Here is a 25,976-nt window from a genome sequence, read left to right as displayed (position 1 = left end):
TTCTATTTTTAACTTATTGCATTTAAGTATACGCTTATCTATTTTAGCTCTCAAATTAGCAATATTTTGAATTTTATATTTTTTTATTTAATATTTTAAGAAATATAAAATTCCAAATAAAAGAAAAGTTGAAAAAAATATTTTTATGAATAAATTATTTCTATTTTATTAATAATATATTAACTATGTTATTTTTACTTAATATACTTCTTGCATATTTAATATTATTACTTCAAAATCTATGTATTTAATATAATAATAAAATCTTTCTTACCATATCTACACTTTTGGTTTTTAAAGAATTAATTAGCTCATTAAGTATTATCAAATCTGGATTTTTAATTATTTTCACCAAATAAAAAACGCCTAATATTTAAGCGAATACTCTTATATTTTACTATTTATTTATAAGCTTAGATTTGAAATATAATACTTTTAGAAATTACGGTTTTAAGTTATTATATTTAAGTTTCTTAAACTTGTAATATCTAATGGTTTTGAAAAATAATATCCCTGAATATAAATTTTTTCATAAAGAAATGTCTTTATTATGTCAACCTGATATTTCTCCTCTACTCCTTCAATTACAATAGATTTATTTGATAATTTACAAATCTCTAATATAAAATCAATTACTTTAATGCTGATTATGGAGTCATTCAAGCCATCAACAAAGAACTTGTCCAATTTAATAATGTTGGAATCTATTTTCTTTAATAAATCTAAATTAGAATATTCCACCCCAAAATCATCAATGGCAATAAGAATACCATTTTCTTTTAAAAACTTCATATTTTCTTGTATTTTCTCTATTTTCTCTATTTCCTCTACTCCAAACTTTTCTACAATTTCTAAACAAATAGTGTTTTCTTTTACTTTCTTTTCCTTAACTATTTTTATTATTTCATTTAAAAAGTCCAAATCTTCTATTTCTTTAAATGATACATTTAGTGAGATATAAAAGTTTTCTTTATCAACAAAATCGTATTTTTTTATAATATCATAATCTGAAATTACCCTTTTAAGTATCCACAATGTTACCTCTTGCATCATATTGCTTTCTTCAATATCTTTCAGAAAATGATATGGAGTTAATACTTCTCCATTTTTTATTAACCGTAATAAAGCTTCAAATCCCCTGACCTTTTCAGATTTAAAATCCACTATAGGTTGATAATAAAGAGTATAATTATCTTTTTTCAAATCATTCGTAATCTTTTTTTGTTTAGTTATTATTATTATTTTCTGACCCATTTTTTTAACGGAAATTATAAGTATAAGTAAAATAGATATGCTAATTAATATATTTTTAGTATTATTAAAAAAGTCACTAAAATATTTATAATATATATTATTATTTCTGTTTGATTTGTAATCTGTTGTTTTAAGAACTTTATTGATTTCACTTATTAATTCTTTATCATTCTTTTTAGCTACAATATATGTTGGTCCAGCTGAAAATCCAAAAATACTCCTAATATTTTTTCCCATATCTTTTATGTCGCTCTCTGAATTTCCTACGATAAAATCTACTTTATTTTCAATTAACAGAGATTCTGCTGCCTTATAAGATGAAATGTTAACTAATTCAACATTTATGTTTTTGTTCTTTAAGTATTTTAAAACCCACTCATTATTTGTTTCACCCTCTATATAACCCATTTTTAAACCATTTAAGGCTTTAATATTTCCATACTTTATGTTTTTATTTGTATATATAACGTACCGTTCCTCATCTATACAATCATCTGAAAATTCATAAAGCTTCTCTCTTTCTGGTGTTTTATTTATTCCAAAAACTAAATCAATTTCTCTATTTTCTAGCTGTTTTAGTGACTCTGAAATACTACAATTAACATATTCAAAGTTAAAATCTAATTTTTCAGAAAGTGATTTGACCAAATCATTATACTCCCCACATACCTTTGAATCCTTGTTAATATAAAAATATGGATAATAATCATAAAATCCTATTTTTATCATCCTTTTATTATCTTCTTTTTTTGATATTGGCATATTGTAAAAAACAAACACCATAAGAAAAACTAAGATAACTACTAATATAAAACTCTTTCTTTTTTTCATAAAATTTTCCTCCAATGCCTAGCAACTATTTTAACAAATCATTTTATATTTTACAATTTATTTGAAAACATCCCTAAAAAACTATATTTAGAAAAAATGGGTTAAATATGCTACTCCTAGAAAACAAGTCCTCTAAAGCAATTCTAAATATATTTTAAGGAGATTTTTCTACAATAGCTCTTAATTTAAAATAGATATAATAAAAATGGAACTATTATACTAGAAAGTATTTTATAGTTCCATCTTCTTCATATATATTACTATTTAAAATTTTAATCTATATTTTAAACTTTTATTTATTATCTCTATCTATTGCTGGCTGTTTGTCATAGTAATATCTTCAAAGAAATTAAGCATTCTTCCTGTAAAGAAAACATCATTTGGATATCCATAGGTATTAACAGCTTGAAGTTTAACAAATTTAGCTTCTGTTGGTTGGTTTAAATCCAACACCTTAAGATTATAGTCGTTTTTTAAGTTCCTTACTTCACCTGATTTTTTCCATTGTACTCCATCCATACTTGTATAAATATCTACATTTTTTAATATTCCATTAGTGCCACTTGGTTTATACTCTATAGAAGTAATATATCTTGCTTTATCAAACTCTACTGAATAATACTTATCTTTCTCTCCAGCCCATGTATTATGCCATCCAGTATTTAAGTTTCCATCTATAATATTTGAAGCAGCAGCATCTCCATTATTTTGTTGAGATGAATACTTGTAAAGTGATACATTTTTAAGTTGAACATACTTTCTTGTGTCTGGTTGGTTATCCTCAGTAAAGCTATACTCTACTGGCTCACTTTGCATCTTTGTTCCTGAAGCAATATATCTTACAAGAACTTTCTTATTTCCAAGTATTCTAGTATTTTCAATATCATAGTTATTCCATGTGTTACCACCATCTTCACTATATTCTAAATTACCATTGAACCCTCTAAATTGATTTTCAAGGTCATTAACATATAACTTCTTAGGTGCTTCATATTGAGTTATGTCAATTGTATAAATTTCTGAAGTTCCAACAAGTGAAATTTGAATGTCTTGCTCTTTATTTAATTTTTGAAGTTCTTCTTCGCCTAAAGTTACTTCCTTTGCATCAGTTTCCTTTTTAGTTTTCCAGCTATCTAAGCTGTATTCCCATCTTATTGTTGAATTTGAATACACATCATTAATTTTTATTTTACCTGCATTTTCTCCATCAAATGAAAATGTTGCAAGATCTATTTTATTTTGTCCTAAAAGATGGTTTGCCATGGTTTTACATGCATTAGGTTGAACAGTATCACTTTCTGTAGCCAATGTAGCTTTCTTAAGTGTTTTTGTCTTAAGCATATCAAAAATAACTTTATCTGAATCATCAGTTACATTGTTTTCTATAAGTTTCATAACATCTACAAATGGTAACGGATGAAACGCAAGTCCATCTGCCACTCTTTGAGAAAGTTTTAAATAGTCACTACTTGTTTTATTTCCTGAAACTTTGTATGCATTGATAAGCCCCACAAGAGAATCAAGATTATAATTTTGAACTTCAAGAGCTTTGTTATAAATCTCTATCTGTTTCTCCGGACTATTTTTATATACATCAGCAAGATAATTATAATATGAAGCTTGTATTAAATTATCATAATCATCAAGAGCCTTCTGAGCTAAAAGTATATAGCTTACTGAATAATATGAATCCCAGTCTTTTGAACCCCATCCTAAAGGTAATCTTTCACCTTTCTCAGATTGTACCCATCCTGAAATATCATTCTTTATACTCCATATTCCTTGTCCTTGAGAATTTTGGCTATAAGTTAAAGTAGCTGCATGACCAGGTTGTCCTAAAACAGCTGCTGGCATTCCAAAAACTTGAGAAAGATTTGCATAAGTCTTAGCTAAACCTCCACATACTGATCCTTCTTCAAATACCATCCATAATTTATTGATACCTTTTGTTCCATAGCCAGTTAATCCATCTATGTTATACTTATTATTCCATTCATCAAATTTAGATTGATCATAATATTTATCTCTACTATAATTAAACCCTGATGTATATCTTATATATGTATAAGCATCTAAATAATTTTTCCCTTGATTCTTTTTAGTTAATGCATGGTTTACTAACCAATTTATTTCTTCATCATCAATTTTGTTATCCATTACCCATCTCATAAGCTCAACCGGTAAATTTTTAAACAATTCAACATTTCCACCTTGAGCCATTAACCCATTGTTATAAAGATCTTTATATATTTCATATCTTGTACATGGATCTGAAACCTCAGCATTACCTGTCCAAAGTCTTATATCTTTTGCATGGCTAATTGATGTAGAAATAGCCATCTTTAAATATAAATTTCCATTTGTAGAATCATTAAAATCATCCTTATGTTTTTCATAAATATCTGCTAAGGCTTTAATTGAATTGGTATAACTTCCTCCCCCTTCAATCTCTCCTCCAGTAACATACATTTTAATAGCTATTTTATTATTTATAATCCAACTAATTGTATCTTCATATTTTTTGCCTAATTTTGCAACAGATTGAAGAGTATTAAACCCAACTCTATTTACAAAAGTTCTTTGAAGTAATACGTTTTCATATTCTCCCGTAATAGGTGAATTGATTTCATATTTACTTTTAATAATCTCATCATATTGTTCAACCTTTTTAATTCCAGCTAGATATTCACTACTAACATCATAATTTTCTTTCATAATTCTTGGTGATCCATAAACCGCATGATCATTACCATTAGTTCCATTATCATTTGCATAAAGTTTTAAATATTTAAATCCTTTAATATTAACATCAATAAATGCTGCATTTTTATTTCCTTTGAGAACCTCTGTTGTACTTAAATCCTTCCACTCTTTACCGTCATTAGAAACAGAAACTGTAACTTTTATTCCATTTCCTCTATCCCATTGAGCTCTATCAATACCTACATATGTAGTAAATCTAGAATAATCATTAGAATACTTAGAAATATCATATACAAGATTTGAAGTTGCATGTGCTCCTATCCCCTTGTCAAATTGAAGAGCTTCACTATCAACATTTAATGTTATTTTACCACCATCAATGTTTTGGTTCATTTTTATACTTCCCCATGAAGTATTAGACATATTTTTTATATACTCTAAATCTGATAAGAATATATAATTCTCATTATTTTTTTCCTGTGCTTGCACACTAGTTATTTCACTGTTATTCTCACTTGCTAGTACTACTACACCTTGAGAAGATAAAGAAGTTAAAAAACAAATAGTTAAAATACTACAAATAATTTTTTTCTTTTTCATATTGTCCCCCTATTAACATTAATTTCACTTTATTATATACATTTATTTATAAAAATTTAATATATTTTGTATAACTGGTCATTTTTCATGCAAAACTGGAATTAAATCTAAAATATTGAACTATATCAAAAAAAATCTTTATATCTAAAAACTTCCTTGTTTTAAATTGTCTAATTATAAGTATGAAAAAATATAAATCCTCTTATTTTTTAATTTGGGTTATGTTTTAATCTGACATAAATACCCTCTTTTTAATAATATTTATTTTAAATAAATATTAATATGCTAACATAAAAAGTTCAATATTAAATTTTCTTGTCCTTACCTTTTAAAGAGTAAAAAAAGATTATAGTCATAATACATACTATAAATTCAGTTATTACAAATGAAAACCATACTCCATTCATCTTAAATATGCTACTAAGTATAAAAACAATTGGTACAAGAAGTAAACAACTTCTTAAAATAGATACAATCATTGCTTCTTTTGCATTTGATGTGGCACTAAAAAAAGCTGCTGAAATAATATTTATACCTGCAAATATATAACCTATGAAATATATTTGCATTCCTACTGATGCTAAAATAGCAAGTTGATCATTATTTTCACTGTTAAACATAGATATAATTATATTTTTATTAAAAAATATGACTATATAAATAAGAACTGAAGCAATTATGGAAGTAATAACTGTATATTTTAGAATCAAATTCACAGATAGCATATCTTTTTTACTATAATATTTACTCGCTAATGGTTGCATTCCCTGAGATATTCCCACAAAAATTGCTGTAGCAATAAGTGCTACATTAGCTACTATTCCATATGCTGCCACACCAACATTTCCTTCTATCTTCAATATGATTAGATTAAATGTAATTAAAGCTATTGCAGATGCAAGCTCTCCAACAAATGAAGAAAAACCTAAGGAAATTATTCTTAATACTCTTGAAAAATGAATTTTACATTTTACGAGATGAAAACTTTGCTTTTTAGAAATAAAATGTGAAGATAAAATACATAAACTTATAATAGGAGAAAGTCCTGTTGCAAGAGCTGCTCCAAAAATCCCCATAGAAAGTGGAAACATAAATATATAATCTAAAATAATATTAGAAAAACTGCTTACAAGCATTGCAATCATTGATAGTTTAGGATTTTTATCATTACGAATAAAAGCAAGCAAAATATTATTCAAAATGAAAAAAGGTGAAAAACTTAAAAGTGTAGTTAAGTAGACCTGAGTAAGCGGTAAGGTTGTTTCATCAGCTCCAAGCAATATTCCTAATTGTTTAGTAAAAAATATAGCCACTACAACAAATATAAGTGATGCCACTGCTCCCATAACAATAGCATGTGTAAAAGATTTATTATTTGAATTACTCTTCTCTTGTTTGCTAATTGAAAAATCAGTTGCACCACCAATTCCTATCATAAGTCCTACACCCTGTAAAATAGAAAATATTGAAATTGAAAAATTCAGTGCAGCAATACCAACAGTTCCAAGAGCTTCTGCAACGAAAAATGTATCAGCTAAAATATAACAGGAAAGCCCTATCATTCCCATAACATTTAAGCTTACATACTTCATAAACTTTAACTTTAATTCCTTCATAATTACCTCCTAAAAATAAAAAGGTATCAGAGTATTCCTTCTCAGACCTACTGGAATACTTTGATACCTTAACATTCACCCGGTGGCGAATAATAACCATATTAAATTAATTTATTAGATTATACCATATCTTAAAGTTTATTGCAAATTTATGGAAAATAAAACCTCTATAATATCTCTTTATCAAAGATATTTATGTACTATATCTTTTTAAAAGTATTAATTGTACTGATATGAAGATTCTTCTCTTACTTTTATTGATAATAATATTTTAGAAACTAAAAATAACACTGGTAATTCTATCAATGGACCTATTATGAGAGCCAAGGATATTAAAGGTTTATCTGGAAATGCTGCAACAGCAATTGATAATGCTACTGGAGAGTTCCTAGCAAGAATAGTTAAACTTAAAGAAACACTATCTTGGTAGTTAAGTTTAATAGCTCTTTCTACTAATCTTCCAAATAAAAAGTTAATTATAAAGAACAATAATACTGGTACCAATAATATTAATAATATCTGATAGTTTTCAAGTAATACTTTTCCTTGTGAAGCAAACATTCCTATAATAGCTATGTTTAGAAAGTATCCTTGATAATCACAAGCCTTTGAAACTACTTTGTTCTCAAAGTTATCATTACCTACTTTTTTTATAATAAATTTTCTAGCCACAATTGAGAATAATAATGGAAGCATTAAGCTAAAGATTACTCCTTTGCCTAAGCTTAGAGCATCTATCTCCACGCTAGTTCCCCCTATTAATAATATGTATACTGGTAATAAAAGCAATTGTAATATTATGTTTAAAGGAAGAATAGAAGATCCTAAAGGAACATTCCCCTTAGCAATTCCAGTAAAGATTAAGTACCAATCTGTACAAGGAGTCACCATAAGCATAATAAATCCTATTAAAAGTTCTGGGTAATTACTTAAAAATAATCTACCTAAAATAAATATTATTATTGGAGTCCATACAAAATTTATAAGAACTGCAGTTGATGTAAATTTTATATTCTTAAAGGAACTCCCTATCTCTTTTAAAGGAATTTGTATAAATACTAAAAATAGCATTATTGTTAATGATGGCATTATTAAATATTCTGAATAAGTTTGTACCACATTTATTTGCCCTAGTAAAATTCCTAATAAAACCATGGCAAAAATAACAAGACTTTGAAACTTATTTACCTCTTCTATCATATTCACCTCTTTCTAATTGAAAATGTATATCACCTAAAGAATTATATCATACAATTCTATAAATAATAAACAATTTCAATATAAAGTGATTATCATTTGTAATAAATAGATTTTTAGCATTAATATGAACTCTATGTCCTTTCAATAACTCTTCACATGATAAATCTATAAAAGAAAAGTATAATCGCTTTTAACTTATCTAATAACTTCTGTATATTTATACCTATATACTGCTCTTTGAAGTCTTGTTTCTATTCAGTTTTTATAATAATTTGAAATTGTTGTATAATTAGGTAATAATTCAACAACTAATTATTCCTACAAAATAATTTTTAAGGAGATAAAATAATGATAGATAGACATTTTACAGTTTCAGTATTTATAGTATGTAAAGATAAGGTGTTGTTACATTTACATAAAAAAGCTAAAAAAATACTTCCTTTAGGTGGACATATAGAGTTGAATGAGCTTCCAGAAGAGGCATGTATTCGTGAATCAAAAGAAGAAGCAGGATTAAAAATAAATTTGTATAATCCCATAGATATAGCACTAAAAAAATCATGTGACTTATCAGGAGAAAAGCTACTAATAAATCCTATGCACACAATTTTTGGTGATGTAAATACTAATCATTCACATATAGACTTTGTTTATTATGCAACTACCAACTCTTTTAAAACATGCCCTGAAATTGAAGAATCTAAAATACTTAAATGGTACAATAAAGAAGAGCTAAATAATTCAACTAACATACAAGCGAATATTTTAACTATGGCCAATGAAGCCTTGGAGTTGTTAGGTGAAAAATAATTTAATGACTATTTCTTAAATGAATATTGATATATAAATATAATAAAAGTGGACAAATGAATGAAAATAGAGTAATAAATTTCAATATTATTACTCTATTTATATTTATTTAGTTACACTATAATATTATTATTTTAATTTCATATGCAGTATAGAGAATGGATTTCCCTGTTCGTCTAACTCAGATTTTTTAAAGACTTTAAACCTCATATATTTATAAAAGCCTACTGCTTGTGGATTTTGCTCATTTACATCTACATAATTTACATTTAACTCTTTTATTGCATATTCTACAAGTCTTTTTCCAACTCCGTTTCCTCTACTTTCATTACTTACAAATAACATTTCAATTTTAAAATCATATATCCCCATAAAAGCTTTTATAATACCATTTTTGTCTCTTACACATAAAAGTCTACTAACATATTTAGCACCTTCTATAACTTGAGGTTTTATTGAGATTATATCTTCTTTACTTAAAAAGTCATGTGTTGCTCTTACTGATGATTCCCATGTATCTAGTATTTATTCCATATCCTTATTATTAATACTGTTTAAATCTTCAATTTTTATCACTTAACAATTCCTCCTAAGTAAGTATTCTCCTTAATATTATATATTAAATAAAATTTGAAAAGATAACACTTACCTTCTTTATTAATTATATTATAATATCATAAATTAAATTCTAAAACTAAATGTCCACTAAAACAGATGTTTTTGTGAACACTTTAAATAGTAAAATAACATTACTGGTAAATTCTTATTTTTTAGTTTATTCTATATTATTTTAATTTATCTAACTTCTAAACTTATTATCACTTTATATATGACATGTCGCTCATTCGCTTAATAAATCTTTTTCCATCAACTGTTTCTTGCATAAAAGTAACTCCACCAGCTAACCCAAATATTTCACTTCTATTAAGCATTTCAATATTCATTCCTAACCACATTGTATTAAATACGCTAAGTAGATCTCCATGGGAAACGATAATTATATTCTCATGTTCATTTGTCATTAACTTATTAAAAAAAGGTAATAACCTATTCCACTCATCTCTTCTACTTTCTGCATCGGAAAACATTTTATCATCAATAGATTTTTCTTGTGTTTCAATATTTTCTTTCAACCACTGTACTGATTTCCCAACACATTTTCCAAGATTTCTTTCTCTTAACTCAGTAACAAAAATCGGTTCAACCTCTAAATGCTTGCCTATAATTTTTGCTGTATTCTTAGCTCTTAATAAATCAGAAGAATATATTACATACTTTTTATTTGCTAACTCTTTTGATAGATTTCTTCCAATATTATTTGCTTGTTGTATTCCTAGCTCTGATAAATCCCAATCAGTCCAAGATCCAACCATTCCATTAGTGTGATGTATAGACTGTGTATGTTGGATAGTTATTATATTTTTCATTTACTACTCTCCCAAATTTATTTAAAGTTGTCCTATTCAGACTCTATATCTAAGTTCTACTTTTATTAAGTATAAATCACTACTTTCCTAATACTATATCCTTTTAATTAATCATATCAAAAAAGCATATTGGAAACAATTAACACAAGGTAAAACTTACTTGGAATAAATACTTTTAATAAAGTTTACATGAAGTTGAAATTTCAAAAAGTATCTTTATGGTAAAATTTTAGTATAAGTATATGGATTAGTAGGGAATTATCTAAGCTCTAACACAATACTTATAAATAACATGAATAAATATTTTAATAACTTTAGAATTAATAAATTCTTATACAGAAGATTTTATCTTTTAACTTAAAATTATATATAAAAAGGAGACTTTCTATGGGTATTGAAAATAATAATAATATTCTTAACATTGTAAACTTAAAAGATGGTAAAAATTTAATATTGAGAAAACCATTAGAAGATGATGCTGAAAACATAATTAAGTATCTTAATACTGTAGGTGGAGAAAGTAATAATCTACTTTTTGGTAAGGGGGAGTTTCATTTTACAGTGGAACAGGAAAAAGCTTATATTGAAGAAATAAATCAAAGTTCTAATTCTCTTATGTTACTAGGAACTATTAATGATGAAATAGTAAGTATATCTCAAATAAGTACCTCTAATAGAAAAAGAATATGCCATAATAGTGAAATAGCAATATCAGTTAGAAAAGACTATTGGAATATTGGAGTTGGAAGTGCTGTTATGGAGGAACTTATAAGATTTGCTAAAGATAAGAAATCAATTAAGACTATTAGCCTTGGTGTTAGAGAATCTAACAATAATGCCATTAAACTATATGAGAAATATGGCTTTAAGAAAATAGGTGTTCATGAGAATTATTTTAACATTGATGGTGTTTATTATGATGAAATATTAATGGATTTATCTCTTTAGAATCAAATGTTTGATAATAAAAGGGAGCTGTGTCAAAACTTCAATATAAAACTTATTTAATATATTTCTTTCAATAAAGTTTATATACAGTTAAAATTTCAAGAATTATTCTATGATAAAATTATATACAATAGAATTTATGAAAAGAAGGTGATTATATTCCAAATAATGTAATATTTATAATTGAGATTATCAGTTTAATTATTGCTATTCTAATATTAAAAGGAATTCAATATTATCATTTTTTTAGAAATAATGATAATCTCTATGTTTTAATAAAGAAAAAAACTTATATATTTTCAATGATGTCTTTTTTTCTATTACTTTTAAATCTATATTGCATTATCTTTAAAGCTTTTCTAATACCATTCTTAGTAGAATTAATGTTTGTGAATATAGCTATAGGTAATCTTTTAAAAGTAACTGATATAGTAAAAAAGAATTTTTTAGTTAAAAATTTAGATAAAGGCTTATTTATAAAGGTATTAATTGCTTATAAATTGCCTTTAATAGCTTCATTGTTAATTTTAATTGAAGTACTTTTTTCTCTTTATCTTTATCCTAATATACTAATACCTATTACTATTATATTTATTATTTTTGGATTATATTTTTTAATGGCTGTAAGGAAAGCAAAAAAACAGTAGTATTATTTTACTACTGATTTTTTATTATTCTCTAAAATATAGCTATATTTTCTACTTCATATTTTGTGGTAAGTACACAACTATTCTTGTGCCTATTCCTTTTCTGCTTAAAACACTAAAGTACCCTTTGTGGTTATCAATTATCCATTTTGCTATAGAAAGTCCAAGACCTGTTCCTCCATTTTTTCTAACTCTTGCTGTATCAGCTCTAAAAAAACGTTCAAATATGTGTGGTATATCACTCTCATCCATACCTATTCCATTATCCTGAATAGAAAAATAAGCTTCTCCTTTAGAATTTTTTCCTACCCTAAGTGTTATTGCTTCTCCCTTTTCTGTGTATTTAGCTGCATTTTCAACTAGTATTCTTGCAGTCTGCTTAAGGAGAGTCATATCACCCTGAACGGTTATATTCTCTGATTTAATGTAGTTATATACATGGTTTTTATCTATCATCTTAGACTCTTCAAAAACTTCATCCATCATATCATTAAGTGAAAATTCCTTTATGGTAAGCTGAGTTTTTCCATTAATACCTCTAGCTAAGAATAATAACTGCTCCACTAGATTTTTCATATTTTCAGATTCAGTTTTTATTGCTGCAATAGATTCCTCCAAGACACTCTCATCATTTTTTCCCCAACGATCTAGCATATTTGCATATCCTTGAATTACAGAAATAGGTGTTCTAAGTTCATGGGATGCATCTGAAACAAACCTTGCCTGCTGCCTATAGGAATCCCTCATTCTATCTAAAAGCTTGTTTATTGCATCCTCTAACCCCTGAAGCTCACTATCACCCATGTGTATTCTTTCATCAGATGTTACAGGACTTATTTTTGATATGGCATCTTCAAGACTTTGGAATTTTTCCTCATCAAAGTCCATATTACTAAGTCTACTTGCTGTTTCTGCTATTTCATTAAGTGGTTTTAAGACCTTTCTAATCTTCGCTGTGCCAAATATTATTTCTTCTAATAAAAATATTCCTTCTACTATGCCTAAAATTATTATTATTTTTCTAAGAGTATATAAAAAAGTGCTAGCTTCTTTAACCATGGTCTTTCCATCATTCCAAACAACTGTATAGTTTGAAGTTTCTATAGGGAAAAAGTTAAATGACCTTTGTGCATTTTCTACTAATTTCCCATAGAAATCTTTTTCAGATTGAATACACCAAAGACCAACTAAAATAATCATTAAACATATATCAATTGCAAGAAATCTAAAGAATAAATCTCTAACAGAAATAGCATTAATCTTTATTGCAATAGAGGTAACATTTTTAGGTTTATTCTTATTACTCATCTTTTATTACGTATCCTACACCACGTACTGTAGTTATTATTTTAACTTTGAAGACATCATCAATCTTTGTTCTTAAATATCTTACGTAAACATCTATTACATTTGTTTCTCCAACATAGTTATAACCACATACTTTCTCTATAAGCACGTCTCTAGTTAATACTATATTTTTGTTTTCCATTAATATTTGCAGCAAAGTAAACTCTCTATTAGTTAATTCTATTTCTGTGCCATCATACATTACCTTATGTCTCATTTTATCTAAGGTTAATAAACCACAGCTTATTACATCTTCATCTTTTTTCACTGTAACTACTCTCTTTTTAAGAGCTGTTCTTATTCTTGCAAGTAATTCTTCTATGGCAAAGGGCTTTGTTATATAATCATCTGCTCCAGCATCAAGGCCTGAAACCTTATCCATTACAGCATCCCTTGCAGTAAGCATTATAATAGGAACCTCAGAAACTCTTCTGATTCTTCTTAATACCTCAAGTCCATTGATTTCAGGAAGCATAACATCAAGAATAACTAAGTCAGCTTCTCCTCTTTCTGCAATTTCAAGACCTGTTCTACCATTGTTTGCTTTTATTACTTTGTATCCTTCATGAATTAGCTCTAATTCTATGAATCTTGCTATTTTTTCTTCATCTTCAACAATTAAAATCTTAACCATTAATTAACCCCCTTAAGCGAAAACTCTTTTTAGGTCCGTGTTGATTTTAAATAGCACTTCAAACCTAATTACAGTTCTATTTTAAATTAACATCCTTTCAAAATATAGACTAAGTAAAATTTTAAATTTACTACTTTATTAATTGAAGTTACACAACGTGCACTCCTATGAACGCATGTGAATAGTGAGTTTCCTCTTTTAATTTTAAATAGGTATTAATTCAATATTTTAAGTTCATAACTCTAAATTAAATACTTTAACTCTTATGAATGTTTATGGTGTGTATGGTCAGTAAATTTTCTTTTTATGTCTTTAACTACTTTTGATATTTCATTAAATACTTTGTTTATTTTATCTACATTAACCTTTTTAGAAGATACCAAGAATTCTACATCAAAGAATAGTCCAACAATCATTAGAGGTATAATCATCCAGAATGCAAAAAATAAAAGTAGAATTAATACAGTAAATGGAATCTTTAAAAGCACCTTATTACTTTTTATTATTTCAATGAAGATATTATTGCAGGTATCTATTGCTTTACATATGGCTTCAAAAATCCCTTCAAAATTATTTTTACTTTCAGAATTATTCTTCTTTTTATCTTCTTTAAGATTAACTACTTCTCCATGTTCAGTGTAACTTTCTTTAGATTCATTGGTATAAAATATGCTAACTGAAGGCTTTTTCACTTTTCCATGCTTTTCTAAATATAGCATAGCCTCTAGCATATCCCAATTACTGTTTTCTAAAGCCTTTTTTGCCTCTTCATAACTTATATTAGCTTTATCTCTTAATTTATCTACAAGTTTAAGCTTTTCCATAAATGATCCTCCATATTTACTGAAGCGCACTACTCCTATATTGGTAGCCAAACTTTAAAACCTCATTTTAATTCTCTTCATAATAATTAAATTATACCATCCCCTTAATATTTCCACACCACAAAAATAAAGGAGCTATATCAAAATAACTTGTTAATAAAACTTTATAAATAATATGAAGAGAATATCTGAATGAACTTTAGAATTTAAGCTATTACGTAGAATAATTTGCGTTAAGAAGCGAAGCATCGTATTAATAGGAATACAATGTCACTTATATTCCATTGCATAAGTTCAAATTGCCAAATTAAAATTTGGATTTTCACTTAAGTTCTGAGCTTTAGCAAATTATTCGAAGTAATGGCTATAATTAATGACTACAATGTAACTAAAGTTCCATTGTATAAGTTCAAGAATCTAAATTAAAATTTAGACTTTCACTTAAAATTCAGTAATTCTCGGAATATATTTATAAAGTTTTATATAAAAGTTTTGATGTAGCTCCTTTAATAGTACTATCTAAAAACTATTTTTCATATCCTTCTTTGAAATCTTTTTTGATATGATCTGCTGATTTTGATACTTCTTCAAAAATGTTGTTTACTCCCTCATAATTAAAGTTAGGGCCTGAAATTGAGTATTTATATCCACAGAATAAACCTATGATTAATAATACTATAGTTGGTACTGATAAGAATATTAAGAAAAGTATTGATATTGTTAAAGATATTCTTATTGGCTTTTGATCCTCTTTTCTAATCTCAAGGAAATTTTTAGTTCCTTTTCTTATAACCTTACCTATAAATTTAAACATTCTTCCAACAATTTCTCCAATACCACCATATTTCTCATCCTGCTTTTTCTTATCTTCTTTTTCCTCTTGCTTCCCTTCCATTACTTCCACTACAGTGATGGCTGTAACTTCATTATTTTCTACTTTTCCTCTTCTCTCTAAGTAAACAATAGCGTCTAAAAGATCCCAATTACATTTTTCTAGCACTTCTTGTGCCTCTTCTGGACTTATATTAGCCTTTCTGACTAAAGTATTAATCATTTCATTTCTTTCCATCTATATTACCTCCACGAATTTATTCATTATTCATCTTGGTTATATAATACTTTTAGAAAATTAATCTAAAATATAAGAAAGATTAAAATTAGATTAAAAATTAACTTAATTTATTAATTTCATCTGTTATTAATGATTTTGATATATACATGGCTTTTATTAGTTTATTAAATCTATTGTAATTAGAAGTGCCCTCTTCAAATTTCGATTGTGCTTTTTCACATTTATTAATAATCGAAGATATAGGTGGACGTGCTTTTGTTAAATCTTCCTTTGTATATTTGCCCATAATATCCTCATTTGTTATTAATGCTTTTGAAATGTATAGAGCCTTTAATCTATTCTTAAGTAATGTGTGTTGTGATGTACCCTCTGCAAACTTAGGCTGCATTTTTTCACATCTACTAATAGTGGAAGATACAACTTGTAGTGCATCCTTCAATTCTTCTCTTGTGTATTTTTCCATAGGACTCCCCTCCTGAAACTACTTATTTTATTACATTAGTTAACTATACTATAAATTTCTTTATATATCATAAACTTTTCATAAATTAAGCTTTAATCCTCTTAGTTTACTCCTCTTTTCTTTCATCATCTTTACCAATATGTTGTATTCCAATGTATATAAGGTTTATTAGCTCAGTTAGTGTTGTCCACTGTGATTCATTTGAATCTAGATAATAATAGTTTTTTGTTCCTTCTCTACGTACATTCACAATTTCTGCTTCTTTCAGTATTTTAAGATGATGAGATACAGCAGGTCGAGAAAGATGTGTTTTCTCTGTAATCTCTCCAACTCTAATCCCATTAAAGTCGCTCTCTAAAAGTGTAAGCAAAATCAATTGTCTAGTTTCATCGCCTATAGCAGAAATAGCTTTACGACATATTTTAAATTTTGATGTTATTTCATTTAATCTTTCCTGACATTCTTTTTCCATAAACTTCTCCTAACATTTATAAATATCTAACCGCAGCTTCCTCTTTTGGTGCAGTACGTATATATTTCACATCTGGATATCCAAGCACTAAAGTTGTCACCACATTATCCTTATGTTTTAGATTTAAAAGTCTACGTAGCTTTGGTGAGTATTTTACTACAGTTGTAAAAAATCCACTATATAATACACCCAAGCCACAAGACTCAGCCATTAAAGCCATGTTTGCTGCTGCAAGTGAACCACTTATTTTATCCTTTGTTACTACCATTATTACTATAGGAGCTTTCTTGAAAAAGAAGTTATCATCAATTGTAACCTCTTTTGCACTTTTCATAAAAAAGCTTGCAATTGGTTGTATTCTTTTAAAAAATTGTACTGCAACTTCCTCATACTTTCCTTTATCTTTACCTAAAACAATGTATGATATATCCTGTGCATTTTTAGCACTAGGTGTTAATCTACCCGCTTCAATAATTTTCTCTACAATTTCTGAAGGAACTTCTTTATTTTTAAAGTGACGAATTGTTCTTCTTGTTTTAAGAGCCATTAACAATTCATTTGGATTTAAAGTAGTTTGTTCCGTAAATTCCATTGGTTTTTCCTTAAATCCAGTTAATGTGATAGCTGCTTTTGGACATATTGCTTCACAATGACCACATTTTATACAAAGTTGGTCTTTTATTACTGCCTTTTTTTCTTTAATAATTATATTATTTGCTGGACAATCCTTTTTACAAAGACCACATCCAATACAAAGATTTTTATTAACTTCAATTATATGTTCTTCTTTCATAATATATCCATCTCCCTTTGGTTTATTTATTTAAACCATTATAGCAGATAGTTATTTTTTTATGTTTATTGGTAAAGAATTTGTTTACCATTAAATTTTGAAAATATATTTTTACAATAACTATATATAGAATCTTTCCTGTTATTTTACTTAATCACTATATAAAAATTTTTAAAAATAAAAAAATAGTAGCCCAATCTTGTAATCGAAAGGCTACTATTTTTTATTACCTACATTTAGGTATCTAATACCTTGTGAATATAATCAATAGTTTCTAATAAATTTTAACTATAGTAAATACCCTATATAATAATTTTTTATCTCTGAATCTTTGCTATATCCTAAAAATTTTACTTTAAAGCGTTATTTAATAATTTATGGAATTCATCATTATCCTTTAAAAAATCTAATTCATCACTCTTATCATTTTTTAGCATGCTTATAAAGTTTGAAAGAAGTTGTTCATTAAATCCATCCTCATTTTCCTTAGTCTTTATGTGCTTATATAATTTAGATTTTGATGGATCCCACTTCTTGCTCATTGAATCTAATGTTTTCTTTAATATAGGTAAAAAGTTATCTACATCTTTTTCTGACTTATATAATTCAAAATAACCAATATGTGAATTGTATTCCCATAGATCATATAACTTTGTTGTCTTTTCTGAAATTTCTGCAAAGTGCTTAGCATCCTCATTGCGCCCTTCTTTTAATGCTATTTCCATCATAGCCATTAAACTAGTGAATATATCAGTTGTAGCTGAAAGTAACTTATGTTCAAAAAGCTCAGCAGCCTTTTGAAATTCACCAGATTTACTATAAATATTTCCTTGTAATTGCTTCTTATCATAAGTAATATCAGGCAATTTATCAATGCACTCTTGTGCTTTTTCATACTCTTTTCTTCCTAAATATATATTTATAAGCATAGAAACTGCTTGATTTCTAATCTCTATATCATCACTTTTTGTAACCTTAACATAAAACTCTTCTATTTGCTTTTCGTATTTTTCTCTATTCTCAGTACCAAACATGTACATACTTCCCTGCAAAACTGTAGCAACTGTCAAAATTAATTTATCACAAGTAGGATACTCATAGATTTTATCTATGGCTTTTTCAAAAGCTATATCAAATCCATCATTACTTGCTATTTTTACTAGCTCATTTACAAAAATACATATTTCTTGTTCCGATAAATCTTCCTTAAATGAAAGTAATGTATTTAAATCAACTCTTAGAAGTCTTGCTAAAGCTGGTAATATGGTTATATCAGGATAGCAAGTCCCCTTCTCCCATTTATTCACTGCTGGAGTTGATACTCCAAGATACATAGCAACTTGCTCTTGAGTTAACCCTTGAGCATTTCTCTTTTCTTTTATAACCTGATTTATTCTCATTATAATATCTACTCCTTGTTTGGATAATAATAACAAAAGCTTTTGATATTACTATTTTATCAAGGGAGATACTCCTCTACAATTGAATAATAGTTAATTTAAAATTAAATAACTTAACTATAAGTTAAGTTGTTAAGGGGTAGACTCAATTATTCCTAATTAACATACTTCAATGCTAAATTATCTAGTTCTGCTTTTAATTTTGATTTATTAAGCTTTGCTGCTATTGGTGAAAACATCTCTATTGCTTCTTTGGCTTTCTCTCTCCATTTTTCAGGTTCAGTAAATTGAATTGTTCTCATATTATGAAGGCGATCTGCTAATCTAATTAAACTAACACTATCATAAAAATCATCTTCCTCTTTTATTTCCAAAGATGGATCATAAGCTTTTGTTGTATTCTCTATGATTTTTGCTAATGATGGTGAAAAAGTCTCCTCTACCATTTTTAATGTAACTGGAGTTTTTTCCTCCATAATATCATGTAATAATCCTGCTATTATTGTTTCCTCATCAGTTTCCATTTCAGCTAATATAATAGCTACATTAATAGAGTGAGTAACATAGTCTTCATCTGATTTTCTTTTTTGATTTTTATGAGCAAGACAAGCTAAGTGGTATGCTTTCTCTAACCTAGTAAAATCATTAAACAATTTATTTTCTTCAACACTTTTAACTAACTGATTATATAGTTCTTCAGGCTCTTTATAATACTCTGTATGTTTTAAAAACATATTTGCATTCTCATAAATTTTATCCATATAATACTCTCCTCCATTCTCTATTTGAACTTTTTTTATATCAAATAATTTAATACCTGCTGGAGAAAATCCATACTTTTTACGAAAAGCTTTTGTAAAGCCATTATTTGTTTCATATCCGTATTTTATTGCAACATCAAGTATCCTTTCTCCTAAAATAATATCTTCTACAGCCTTTAAAAGTCTTCTATCTTTAAGGTATTCCATAATAGATACTCCCATTTCCTCTTTAAATATCCTTGAAAAATGATATGTGGAATATCCCATTACTTTTGCTATTTCATCTGATGTTAAAGACTCTGTAATATGATCTTCAATATATTTAACACATGAAAATATGCATTCTGAATGTTTCATTTTTATTCTCCTCTTGATTCCCAGCTAGTAATTATATTATAAAATCTATTTACCTTTAATACAGTTCCATTTTTGCTATAATAAAAACTGCCTTTAATAATATATAATCTAAAAAAACTTAGTTATATTTTCTATTAAAGACAGTTTATATTTTTAATTATATAAGTTTTAAAATTATTTGCCCAGTTTTTTTGGATTAAGAAAATCATTATACTAGTAATAAAACTTAAACTTCTTTATTTAATGCTATTTATCATATCAGTAATTATATCTTTTTCAATACCATCTTCCGAAGAATTAGTACTAATAGCAAATGTGAAATCTTTATTTGTCCATTTAGCAACATTGACTTTGTCGTTATTACCTTTTGTACTAACCTCTAATCCATTAATCGTCATAGTATTAATTTCATTATATTTATTATAGTCACCACTAATATCATCTTTCCCTTCAGCCTGACGGAAAAATATTTTGCTTTCTTCATTTAAATAAATTATTCCCATACACTTATCATCTATAGTATAAATGGCATTTTGAACATATCCCTCAGGAATAATCTTACGTATTGTAGCTTTAAACCCTACTATTTTTTCTGCATCCTTAAGTGTTTTACACTCTTTAAGAGTATTAGAGTTTTCTGTGACATTTTCACTAATAGCTCTTTTTGTACTTTTTTCTTCTGATTTTTTTTAGACCATTTCCACAAGAAGTAATAGATAATGCTATAGTTCCACAAACTACAAAAGCAATAAATCTTTTCATATTATAAATTCTCCTCATTACTAAAAATTTATAACTATTTTTTAGCTATATACTATATACAATTACTATGTTAAAACAACTTATTTTCATTCTTAGTTTTAAATATAATAAATTAGTATATTTTACAGATATTCTGTCTCCTTTATTTATATAATCTAATAAATCATAATTTATAATTTTATTTACTTTTCTTAACTATTTAATTTCAATAGTTACAGCTGTCTTATATATTAATTTATAATAATATTAACTTATATTAGTTGAATATAGTTTTCTAATTTTAATTTTTATATAATCTAATCTATTGATAATTTTTTTCTTTTACTAACATATTTATTTTTTCTAGTTTTTTTGTAGATGACTCAAAATTCTCTAACAATATTCCCATATAAAGCATATCTACAATTGCTAATTGTGATATACGTGAAACCATTGTTTCACTATAAAATGTTGTTTCTACATCACCAGTATAAAAAACAATATCTGCATAATCAGAAATAGCTGATGCCCTAAAGTTTGTTAATGCAATTGTCTTAGCTCCAGCTTCTTTTGCAATTTTTAATACATTTACTGTATCTATTGTGTTACCAGAATGAGATATGGCAATAGCAACATCTTTATCAGTTAAGTGACTTGCATAAATTTGTTGCACATGATTATCTGGATATGATCTGCAATTTAGTCCTATACGAATTAATTTATTCATGATGTCACTTGCGATGCTCCCAGAGTTACCTACACCATAAACATCTATAATATTAGCATTACATATTAGCTCAATTGCCTTCCTATATTTTTCAAAATCAATTAATTTCAATGTATCTTCTAAGGCTTTTATTGTAATTCCTATCATTTTCTGTGGTATATCTTCTAATTTTTCATCTTTATTAATGTGTAAGTCTACCAGTAAATTAGGTTCACTTTTTTCAGATACAGATTTTCTACCCCAATCTTTCATTAAATTCATTTTAAATTCACTATATCCAGTGCATCCTATTTTTTTCACAAATCTAATAATAGTAGGTTCACTTACACCTATTTCTGTAGATAATTTATTTAATGACATTGTTGATATAGCATAACCATTTGACAAAACAAAATCTGCAACTTTTTTCTCTGAAGAACTTAAGGTATTATATAAACTCTTTATTTTTTGCTCATATGATTCATTATTTTCCAATTTATACACATCCTCAATTTTAGTAGTTTTATTAATTATATCTTATAACGCAGTAGTAAAACTACTAAAATTATTGATATTATTATTTTTATATAAATCTAACAAAATTTATTTTCTATAGCAAAACAATAAGAATATTTCCTAACATAAAAATCCGTCTTAAATATTTTGTCCCTTGTCACTGTTATTGTATAGTAGCTATTTCACTTTTTAAATAGTTTTACTACAAATTATTATTGACAAAGTAGTAAAACTACAATAAACTTTAATCAAAGGAGGGTGCTTAAATAGTATTTAAAAATTTTATGAATACTAAGTATAAAATTAAGCACTGTAAGAAGATATGAAACCAACAAAAAAAGCTATTGAAATGACAATGGAAGAATTAGGTGCTTATATTGATCAATCCGTTTTAAAACCTGAGTTTACTCAAGAAGAAATAAGAAAATATATTCAAGAAGGAATAGATTACAAGTGTAAAACAGTTTGTATAAATCCATCATCAATTGAAATAGCAAAGGAATTAACCAAAGGAACAAAAACAGGTATATGTGTAGTTTGCGATTTCCCATTTGGTACATCAACTACAAAATCAAAAGTGAGACAAGCTGAAGATTGCTGTTCTTATGGAATCGAAGAATTAGACATAGTTGCTAATTATGGATGGATTAGAAGTGGACTTTGGGATAAAGTTACATCAGATATTAAAGCAGTTGTAGATGTATGCCACAAATATAGTGTTATTGTTAAGGTTATTTTTGAAACAGATGCATTAAACGTTGAGCAGGTTAAAAAGGCTACAGAAGCAGCAATTTCAGCAGGTGCTGACTTTATTAAAACATCGACTGGATTCCTAACTGGTTTTGAATCAAATGGAGCGACACCAGAAATAATCCAAGTAATGATGGATACTGCAAAAGGTCGTTGTAAAGTAAAGGGGTCTGGTGCAATAAGAACACAAGAACACTTTTTTAGATTAATTGATATGGGAATTGATCGTATGGGAATTGGATATAAATCAACTTCAATTGTTTTAGGTATCTCAAATAAAGAAGTATCTAACAATGAAATTTATTAAATAACATAAAGATAAATCCACGAGTCTCATTTTCTAGAGTTCGTAGATTTAATAGGTACTTTAATATTGATTAAAACTCCTTTTATATTAAAAATGTCTATTTAACTATTATCTTTATCATAAATTAATTTTCACTTATATTAATTTATGTATTATAATTTTATCTTTTTATAATTATTTAACAAATACTATAAGAAAAAGTTCCTTAACTACATTAAAGCTTGTTGTTGAGGAACTTTATATTATACATATTATTTTATATATTCAATTGTCCAATTTTAGTAAAATGCTCTACTATTTGTGATATATTTTATCTTATATTAAGTAAAAACATTCTTATTTCTCTTCTATACCTTAGTCAAACACAGTTTCCCAATTATGATCTTTGGATGCTAAAAAGCACATTTGAATTTGAGATTCATTGTTTTTCTCTAAGGCTAAATTAGGTAATTCATCTAGTGCAAAAAACTTACTTTCAGAGGTTTCAATGTTGAGCTTAAATTCTCCACCTACTAACTTACAAAGTACAAAGACCTTACATATTCCATATGCATATCTTGGTATATTATGTTTGTTTCTATCTTGGACAGCTATTATTTTGCTTGGAATAACATCAAGTCCTGCTTCTTCTTTTACTTCTTTAATTGTATTTGAATAAATAGATTGATTAACGTCAACCCATCCTCCTGGTAAAGACCAAGTGTTTGTGCTTGATTCTTTTACTAGTAATATTTTATTGTCTTTAAAGATTGCTGCTCTTGTGTCTAACTTAGGTGTTTGGAAGCCAGTTTCATTGCAAAATAAATCATTTACTTTTTCAAAGTTTAATGCTGTCTTTGCAGCAACAATTTCGCATGATATCTCACGAATCCTTTGAAATCTTTCTAAGTCAAAGGAATCCTTTGAGTATGTTAGTCCAACTTGTGCTAAGTACTGTAACTCTATAGCCCAATCTAGCCAATCTTTATTTGCTTTATATTTTTCAATTAAAATATCTAGAATTTCTTTGGGCTCTTTTAACCTATAAGTTGCTTCTATTTTTTCTGCATCATTTGCTCCCCATAATGCTAATGCAGAGTCAACACCTGCATTTTTAGCACACTGCATATCATAAATTGAATCACCAATGTAAATTACATCGCTTTTTTTAGCATTAGTTATTTCTAAATACTTTTCCATTGGCTCTCCATCTGGTTTATGCTTCATAGTATCATCAGCACAAATTACTGCATCAAAATATGGATGTATCCCAAATCTTAAAAAGTCATCTTCATATTCCTTTTTAGTCTTAGATGTTATAATTCCTAGCTTTATACCATTTGACTTCAAGGCTTGTACTATCTGTCTTACCTGAACAAAAAGGTCTACTTCATCAGAATAATCATTAAAGTAGTTATTCCACCTTTCCTCTACCCCTTCAAAGTCTTCAATTTCTAACTTTTCTAAAGCATATTTGCCTGGAATACCTAGTGAAAATCTTAAATCATCTAAATTCTTTCTTATGCCTTTCTCTTCTAATACAATTTTTTGCAATGATTTTAGAATAGCACTCTCTGAATCTATTAAAGTGCCATCAATATCAAATACTACATGTGAATATCTCATATAATCTCCCCCAATTTAATTTTTACTATCAATTAAGTTAATTGCAATTTTGCCTAATCCATACTCATAGTCACTTATGAATTCATCAGATAAAATAAGCTCTGGCATTACTTCTTGCGGAACCCTAAGCTTACAATAATCTATTATTTCTTCTAATTTATCTGATATAAATAAATTATTGTATATTACTATTAAATTAGGATTCACCAAGGCTATATATGATTGAATTATTTTGCCATAATACTCAACAATATCAATTCCATGAAAGCCCTTTTTACAATAACTTAAATTATTATCATCTATAGGAAGATAATGTATCTCTCCAGCAAAGCTAGTTGCACCTTTCCACACCTTGCCGCCAAAGATCATTCCTGCACCTACTCCATTATCACCCATATATATGTTAACAATTACTTCTTTGTCTTTATTATTATGTCTTTCCCAGTATCCATTAATTGCAACATTCATATCATTTTCTATTTCTATAGGTATATTGTATTTTTCTTTAAAATATTTAATTATATCTACCTCTTTTAGCTCTTCATATTCTAAGTATGATTCTACTTTCCCATTAACAACATTACTTGCAATACCAATTACTATACTTGCTAACTGAGAATACTTAGATTTTGTTAAAGATACTATACCATCGATTTGTTCAACTATACTATTTTTTAATACTACAGTTTCAGAATCTATTTTATTTCTGCAGAAATCATTTAATATCCAATTTATTTTATTACCTTCTAAATATAATAATAAAGAAACTGCATACATTGGATTAAGACTATATTTTTTTGCACATCTTCCACCTAATGAGCTTTTTAATCCAACCTCAATTACTTCTTCTTTTTCAATTAAGTGTTCTATGATTGTACTAACAGTTGGAAAGCTTAATCCTGTATATTTAGCTATATCTGTTTTGCTCATAGATTCATTTTCTTTTAATACTTCATAGATGGTTTTAATATTTAAACTTTTTATAGTCACTGAATTTGCCATTTATTTTAAGTCCTCCAAACTTTTTAAAACAGTTTTAAAAAGTGTTTTAATAATTTAATTTAAACAGTTTCTATTTTAATTGTCAATATTAGATCTTTATTTTTTAATTAATTTATATTTCCTTAGTAATATTAAAATAAGCTAATGATATCAACACATATCATTAGCTTATTTTAATATTTTTCAAACT

At 26.9% G+C, this 25,976-nt stretch carries 22 protein-coding genes; 3 read left to right on the top strand and 19 right to left on the bottom strand.

Annotated features, from left to right (window positions below; translation table 11 throughout):
- Positions 1 to 450: 450 nt before the first annotated feature.
- The 4 genes from AC2A4K_RS06740 to AC2A4K_RS06725 all read right to left on the bottom strand — a co-directional run bounded on the left by AC2A4K_RS06740 (position 451) and on the right by AC2A4K_RS06725 (position 8,204).
- Positions 451 to 2,085, bottom strand: coding sequence for an EAL domain-containing protein (locus tag AC2A4K_RS06740; RefSeq protein ID WP_322503717.1), 1,635 nt, complete (start codon positions 2,083 to 2,085; stop codon positions 451 to 453).
- A 309-nt stretch (positions 2,086 to 2,394) separates the two neighbouring features.
- Complete coding sequence (locus AC2A4K_RS06735) at positions 2,395 to 5,388, bottom strand: NPCBM/NEW2 domain-containing protein (protein ID WP_322503718.1); 2,994 nt, start codon at positions 5,386 to 5,388, stop codon at positions 2,395 to 2,397.
- A 305-nt stretch (positions 5,389 to 5,693) separates the two neighbouring features.
- Entirely contained in the window at positions 5,694 to 7,004 is a 1,311-nt protein-coding gene (locus AC2A4K_RS06730) for an MATE family efflux transporter (RefSeq protein ID WP_322503719.1), read from the bottom strand.
- A 219-nt stretch (positions 7,005 to 7,223) separates the two neighbouring features.
- Positions 7,224 to 8,204 (bottom strand): arsenic resistance protein, encoded by a 981-nt coding sequence (locus tag AC2A4K_RS06725; protein ID WP_322503720.1) that lies wholly within the window; start codon positions 8,202 to 8,204, stop codon positions 7,224 to 7,226.
- A 348-nt stretch (positions 8,205 to 8,552) separates the two neighbouring features.
- Here AC2A4K_RS06725 and AC2A4K_RS06720 point away from each other — a divergent pair, with 348 nt between their 5' ends.
- Positions 8,553 to 9,014, top strand: coding sequence for an NUDIX hydrolase (locus AC2A4K_RS06720; RefSeq protein ID WP_322503721.1), 462 nt, complete (start codon positions 8,553 to 8,555; stop codon positions 9,012 to 9,014).
- Between the two features lie 129 nt (positions 9,015 to 9,143).
- On the opposite strand, the gene AC2A4K_RS06715 is transcribed toward AC2A4K_RS06720, so the two are convergent.
- Together AC2A4K_RS06715 and AC2A4K_RS06710 are read right to left on the bottom strand one after the other, a co-directional pair.
- On the bottom strand, positions 9,144 to 9,539 hold the full coding sequence (locus AC2A4K_RS06715) for a GNAT family N-acetyltransferase (protein ID WP_322503832.1): 396 nt from the start codon (positions 9,537 to 9,539) through the stop codon (positions 9,144 to 9,146).
- 293 nt (positions 9,540 to 9,832) lie between these two features.
- On the bottom strand, positions 9,833 to 10,441 hold the full coding sequence (locus tag AC2A4K_RS06710; protein ID WP_322503722.1) for a histidine phosphatase family protein: 609 nt from the start codon (positions 10,439 to 10,441) through the stop codon (positions 9,833 to 9,835).
- A gap of 387 nt (positions 10,442 to 10,828) precedes the next feature.
- On the opposite strand from AC2A4K_RS06710, the gene AC2A4K_RS06705 reads away from it, so the two are divergent.
- The gene (locus tag AC2A4K_RS06705; protein ID WP_322503723.1) at positions 10,829 to 11,389 is read left to right on the top strand and encodes a GNAT family N-acetyltransferase; all 561 of its coding nucleotides are present in this window, start codon (positions 10,829 to 10,831) and stop codon (positions 11,387 to 11,389) included.
- A 698-nt stretch (positions 11,390 to 12,087) separates the two neighbouring features.
- Here the strand turns inward: AC2A4K_RS06705 and AC2A4K_RS06700 are convergent.
- The 11 genes from AC2A4K_RS06700 to AC2A4K_RS06650 form a co-directional block, all read right to left on the bottom strand.
- Complete coding sequence (locus AC2A4K_RS06700) at positions 12,088 to 13,344, bottom strand: sensor histidine kinase (RefSeq protein ID WP_322503724.1); 1,257 nt, start codon at positions 13,342 to 13,344, stop codon at positions 12,088 to 12,090.
- Entirely contained in the window at positions 13,337 to 14,017 is a 681-nt protein-coding gene (locus AC2A4K_RS06695; RefSeq protein WP_322503725.1) for a response regulator transcription factor, read from the bottom strand. Before AC2A4K_RS06695 ends, AC2A4K_RS06700 begins: the two co-directional genes overlap by 8 nt.
- A gap of 263 nt (positions 14,018 to 14,280) precedes the next feature.
- Positions 14,281 to 14,841, bottom strand: coding sequence for a UBA domain-containing protein (locus AC2A4K_RS06690; protein ID WP_322503726.1), 561 nt, complete (start codon positions 14,839 to 14,841; stop codon positions 14,281 to 14,283).
- A 526-nt stretch (positions 14,842 to 15,367) separates the two neighbouring features.
- Complete coding sequence (locus AC2A4K_RS06685; protein WP_322503727.1) at positions 15,368 to 15,910, bottom strand: UBA domain-containing protein; 543 nt, start codon at positions 15,908 to 15,910, stop codon at positions 15,368 to 15,370.
- Positions 15,911 to 16,010: 100 nt separating this feature from the next.
- A complete protein-coding gene (locus tag AC2A4K_RS06680) occupies positions 16,011 to 16,376 on the bottom strand; it encodes a hypothetical protein (protein WP_322503728.1) in 366 nt (121 codons plus the stop codon).
- Positions 16,377 to 16,482: 106 nt separating this feature from the next.
- Positions 16,483 to 16,848, bottom strand: coding sequence for an ArsR/SmtB family transcription factor (locus tag AC2A4K_RS06675; protein WP_322503729.1), 366 nt, complete (start codon positions 16,846 to 16,848; stop codon positions 16,483 to 16,485).
- 16 nt (positions 16,849 to 16,864) lie between these two features.
- Positions 16,865 to 17,641 (bottom strand): nitroreductase family protein, encoded by a 777-nt coding sequence (locus AC2A4K_RS06670; RefSeq protein WP_322503730.1) that lies wholly within the window; start codon positions 17,639 to 17,641, stop codon positions 16,865 to 16,867.
- A 350-nt stretch (positions 17,642 to 17,991) separates the two neighbouring features.
- Entirely contained in the window at positions 17,992 to 19,041 is a 1,050-nt protein-coding gene (locus tag AC2A4K_RS06665) for a helix-turn-helix domain-containing protein (protein ID WP_322503731.1), read from the bottom strand.
- A 155-nt stretch (positions 19,042 to 19,196) separates the two neighbouring features.
- The gene (locus tag AC2A4K_RS06660) at positions 19,197 to 20,159 is read right to left on the bottom strand and encodes an HD domain-containing protein (RefSeq protein ID WP_322503732.1); all 963 of its coding nucleotides are present in this window, start codon (positions 20,157 to 20,159) and stop codon (positions 19,197 to 19,199) included.
- A gap of 236 nt (positions 20,160 to 20,395) precedes the next feature.
- On the bottom strand, positions 20,396 to 20,662 hold the full coding sequence (locus AC2A4K_RS06655) for a hypothetical protein (protein ID WP_322503733.1): 267 nt from the start codon (positions 20,660 to 20,662) through the stop codon (positions 20,396 to 20,398).
- A gap of 560 nt (positions 20,663 to 21,222) precedes the next feature.
- Entirely contained in the window at positions 21,223 to 22,101 is an 879-nt protein-coding gene (locus tag AC2A4K_RS06650) for a MurR/RpiR family transcriptional regulator (protein WP_322503734.1), read from the bottom strand.
- Positions 22,102 to 22,444: 343 nt separating this feature from the next.
- Here AC2A4K_RS06650 and deoC point away from each other — a divergent pair, with 343 nt between their 5' ends.
- On the top strand, positions 22,445 to 23,179 hold the full coding sequence (deoC, locus tag AC2A4K_RS06645) for a deoxyribose-phosphate aldolase (protein ID WP_322503735.1): 735 nt from the start codon (positions 22,445 to 22,447) through the stop codon (positions 23,177 to 23,179).
- Positions 23,180 to 23,533: 354 nt separating this feature from the next.
- Here the strand turns inward: deoC and AC2A4K_RS06640 are convergent, their stop codons facing one another.
- Together AC2A4K_RS06640 and AC2A4K_RS06635 are read right to left on the bottom strand one after the other, a co-directional pair.
- Positions 23,534 to 24,784: an NUDIX hydrolase gene (locus AC2A4K_RS06640; RefSeq protein WP_322503736.1), complete on the bottom strand. Its 1,251-nt coding sequence runs from the start codon at positions 24,782 to 24,784 to the stop codon at positions 23,534 to 23,536.
- 15 nt (positions 24,785 to 24,799) lie between these two features.
- On the bottom strand, positions 24,800 to 25,786 hold the full coding sequence (locus tag AC2A4K_RS06635; protein ID WP_322503737.1) for an ROK family transcriptional regulator: 987 nt from the start codon (positions 25,784 to 25,786) through the stop codon (positions 24,800 to 24,802).
- Positions 25,787 to 25,976 lie beyond the last annotated feature (190 nt).

Source organism: Clostridium sp. LIBA-8841, assembly GCF_057782475.1.
This window is presented reverse-complemented; position numbering and strand designations above follow the sequence as displayed.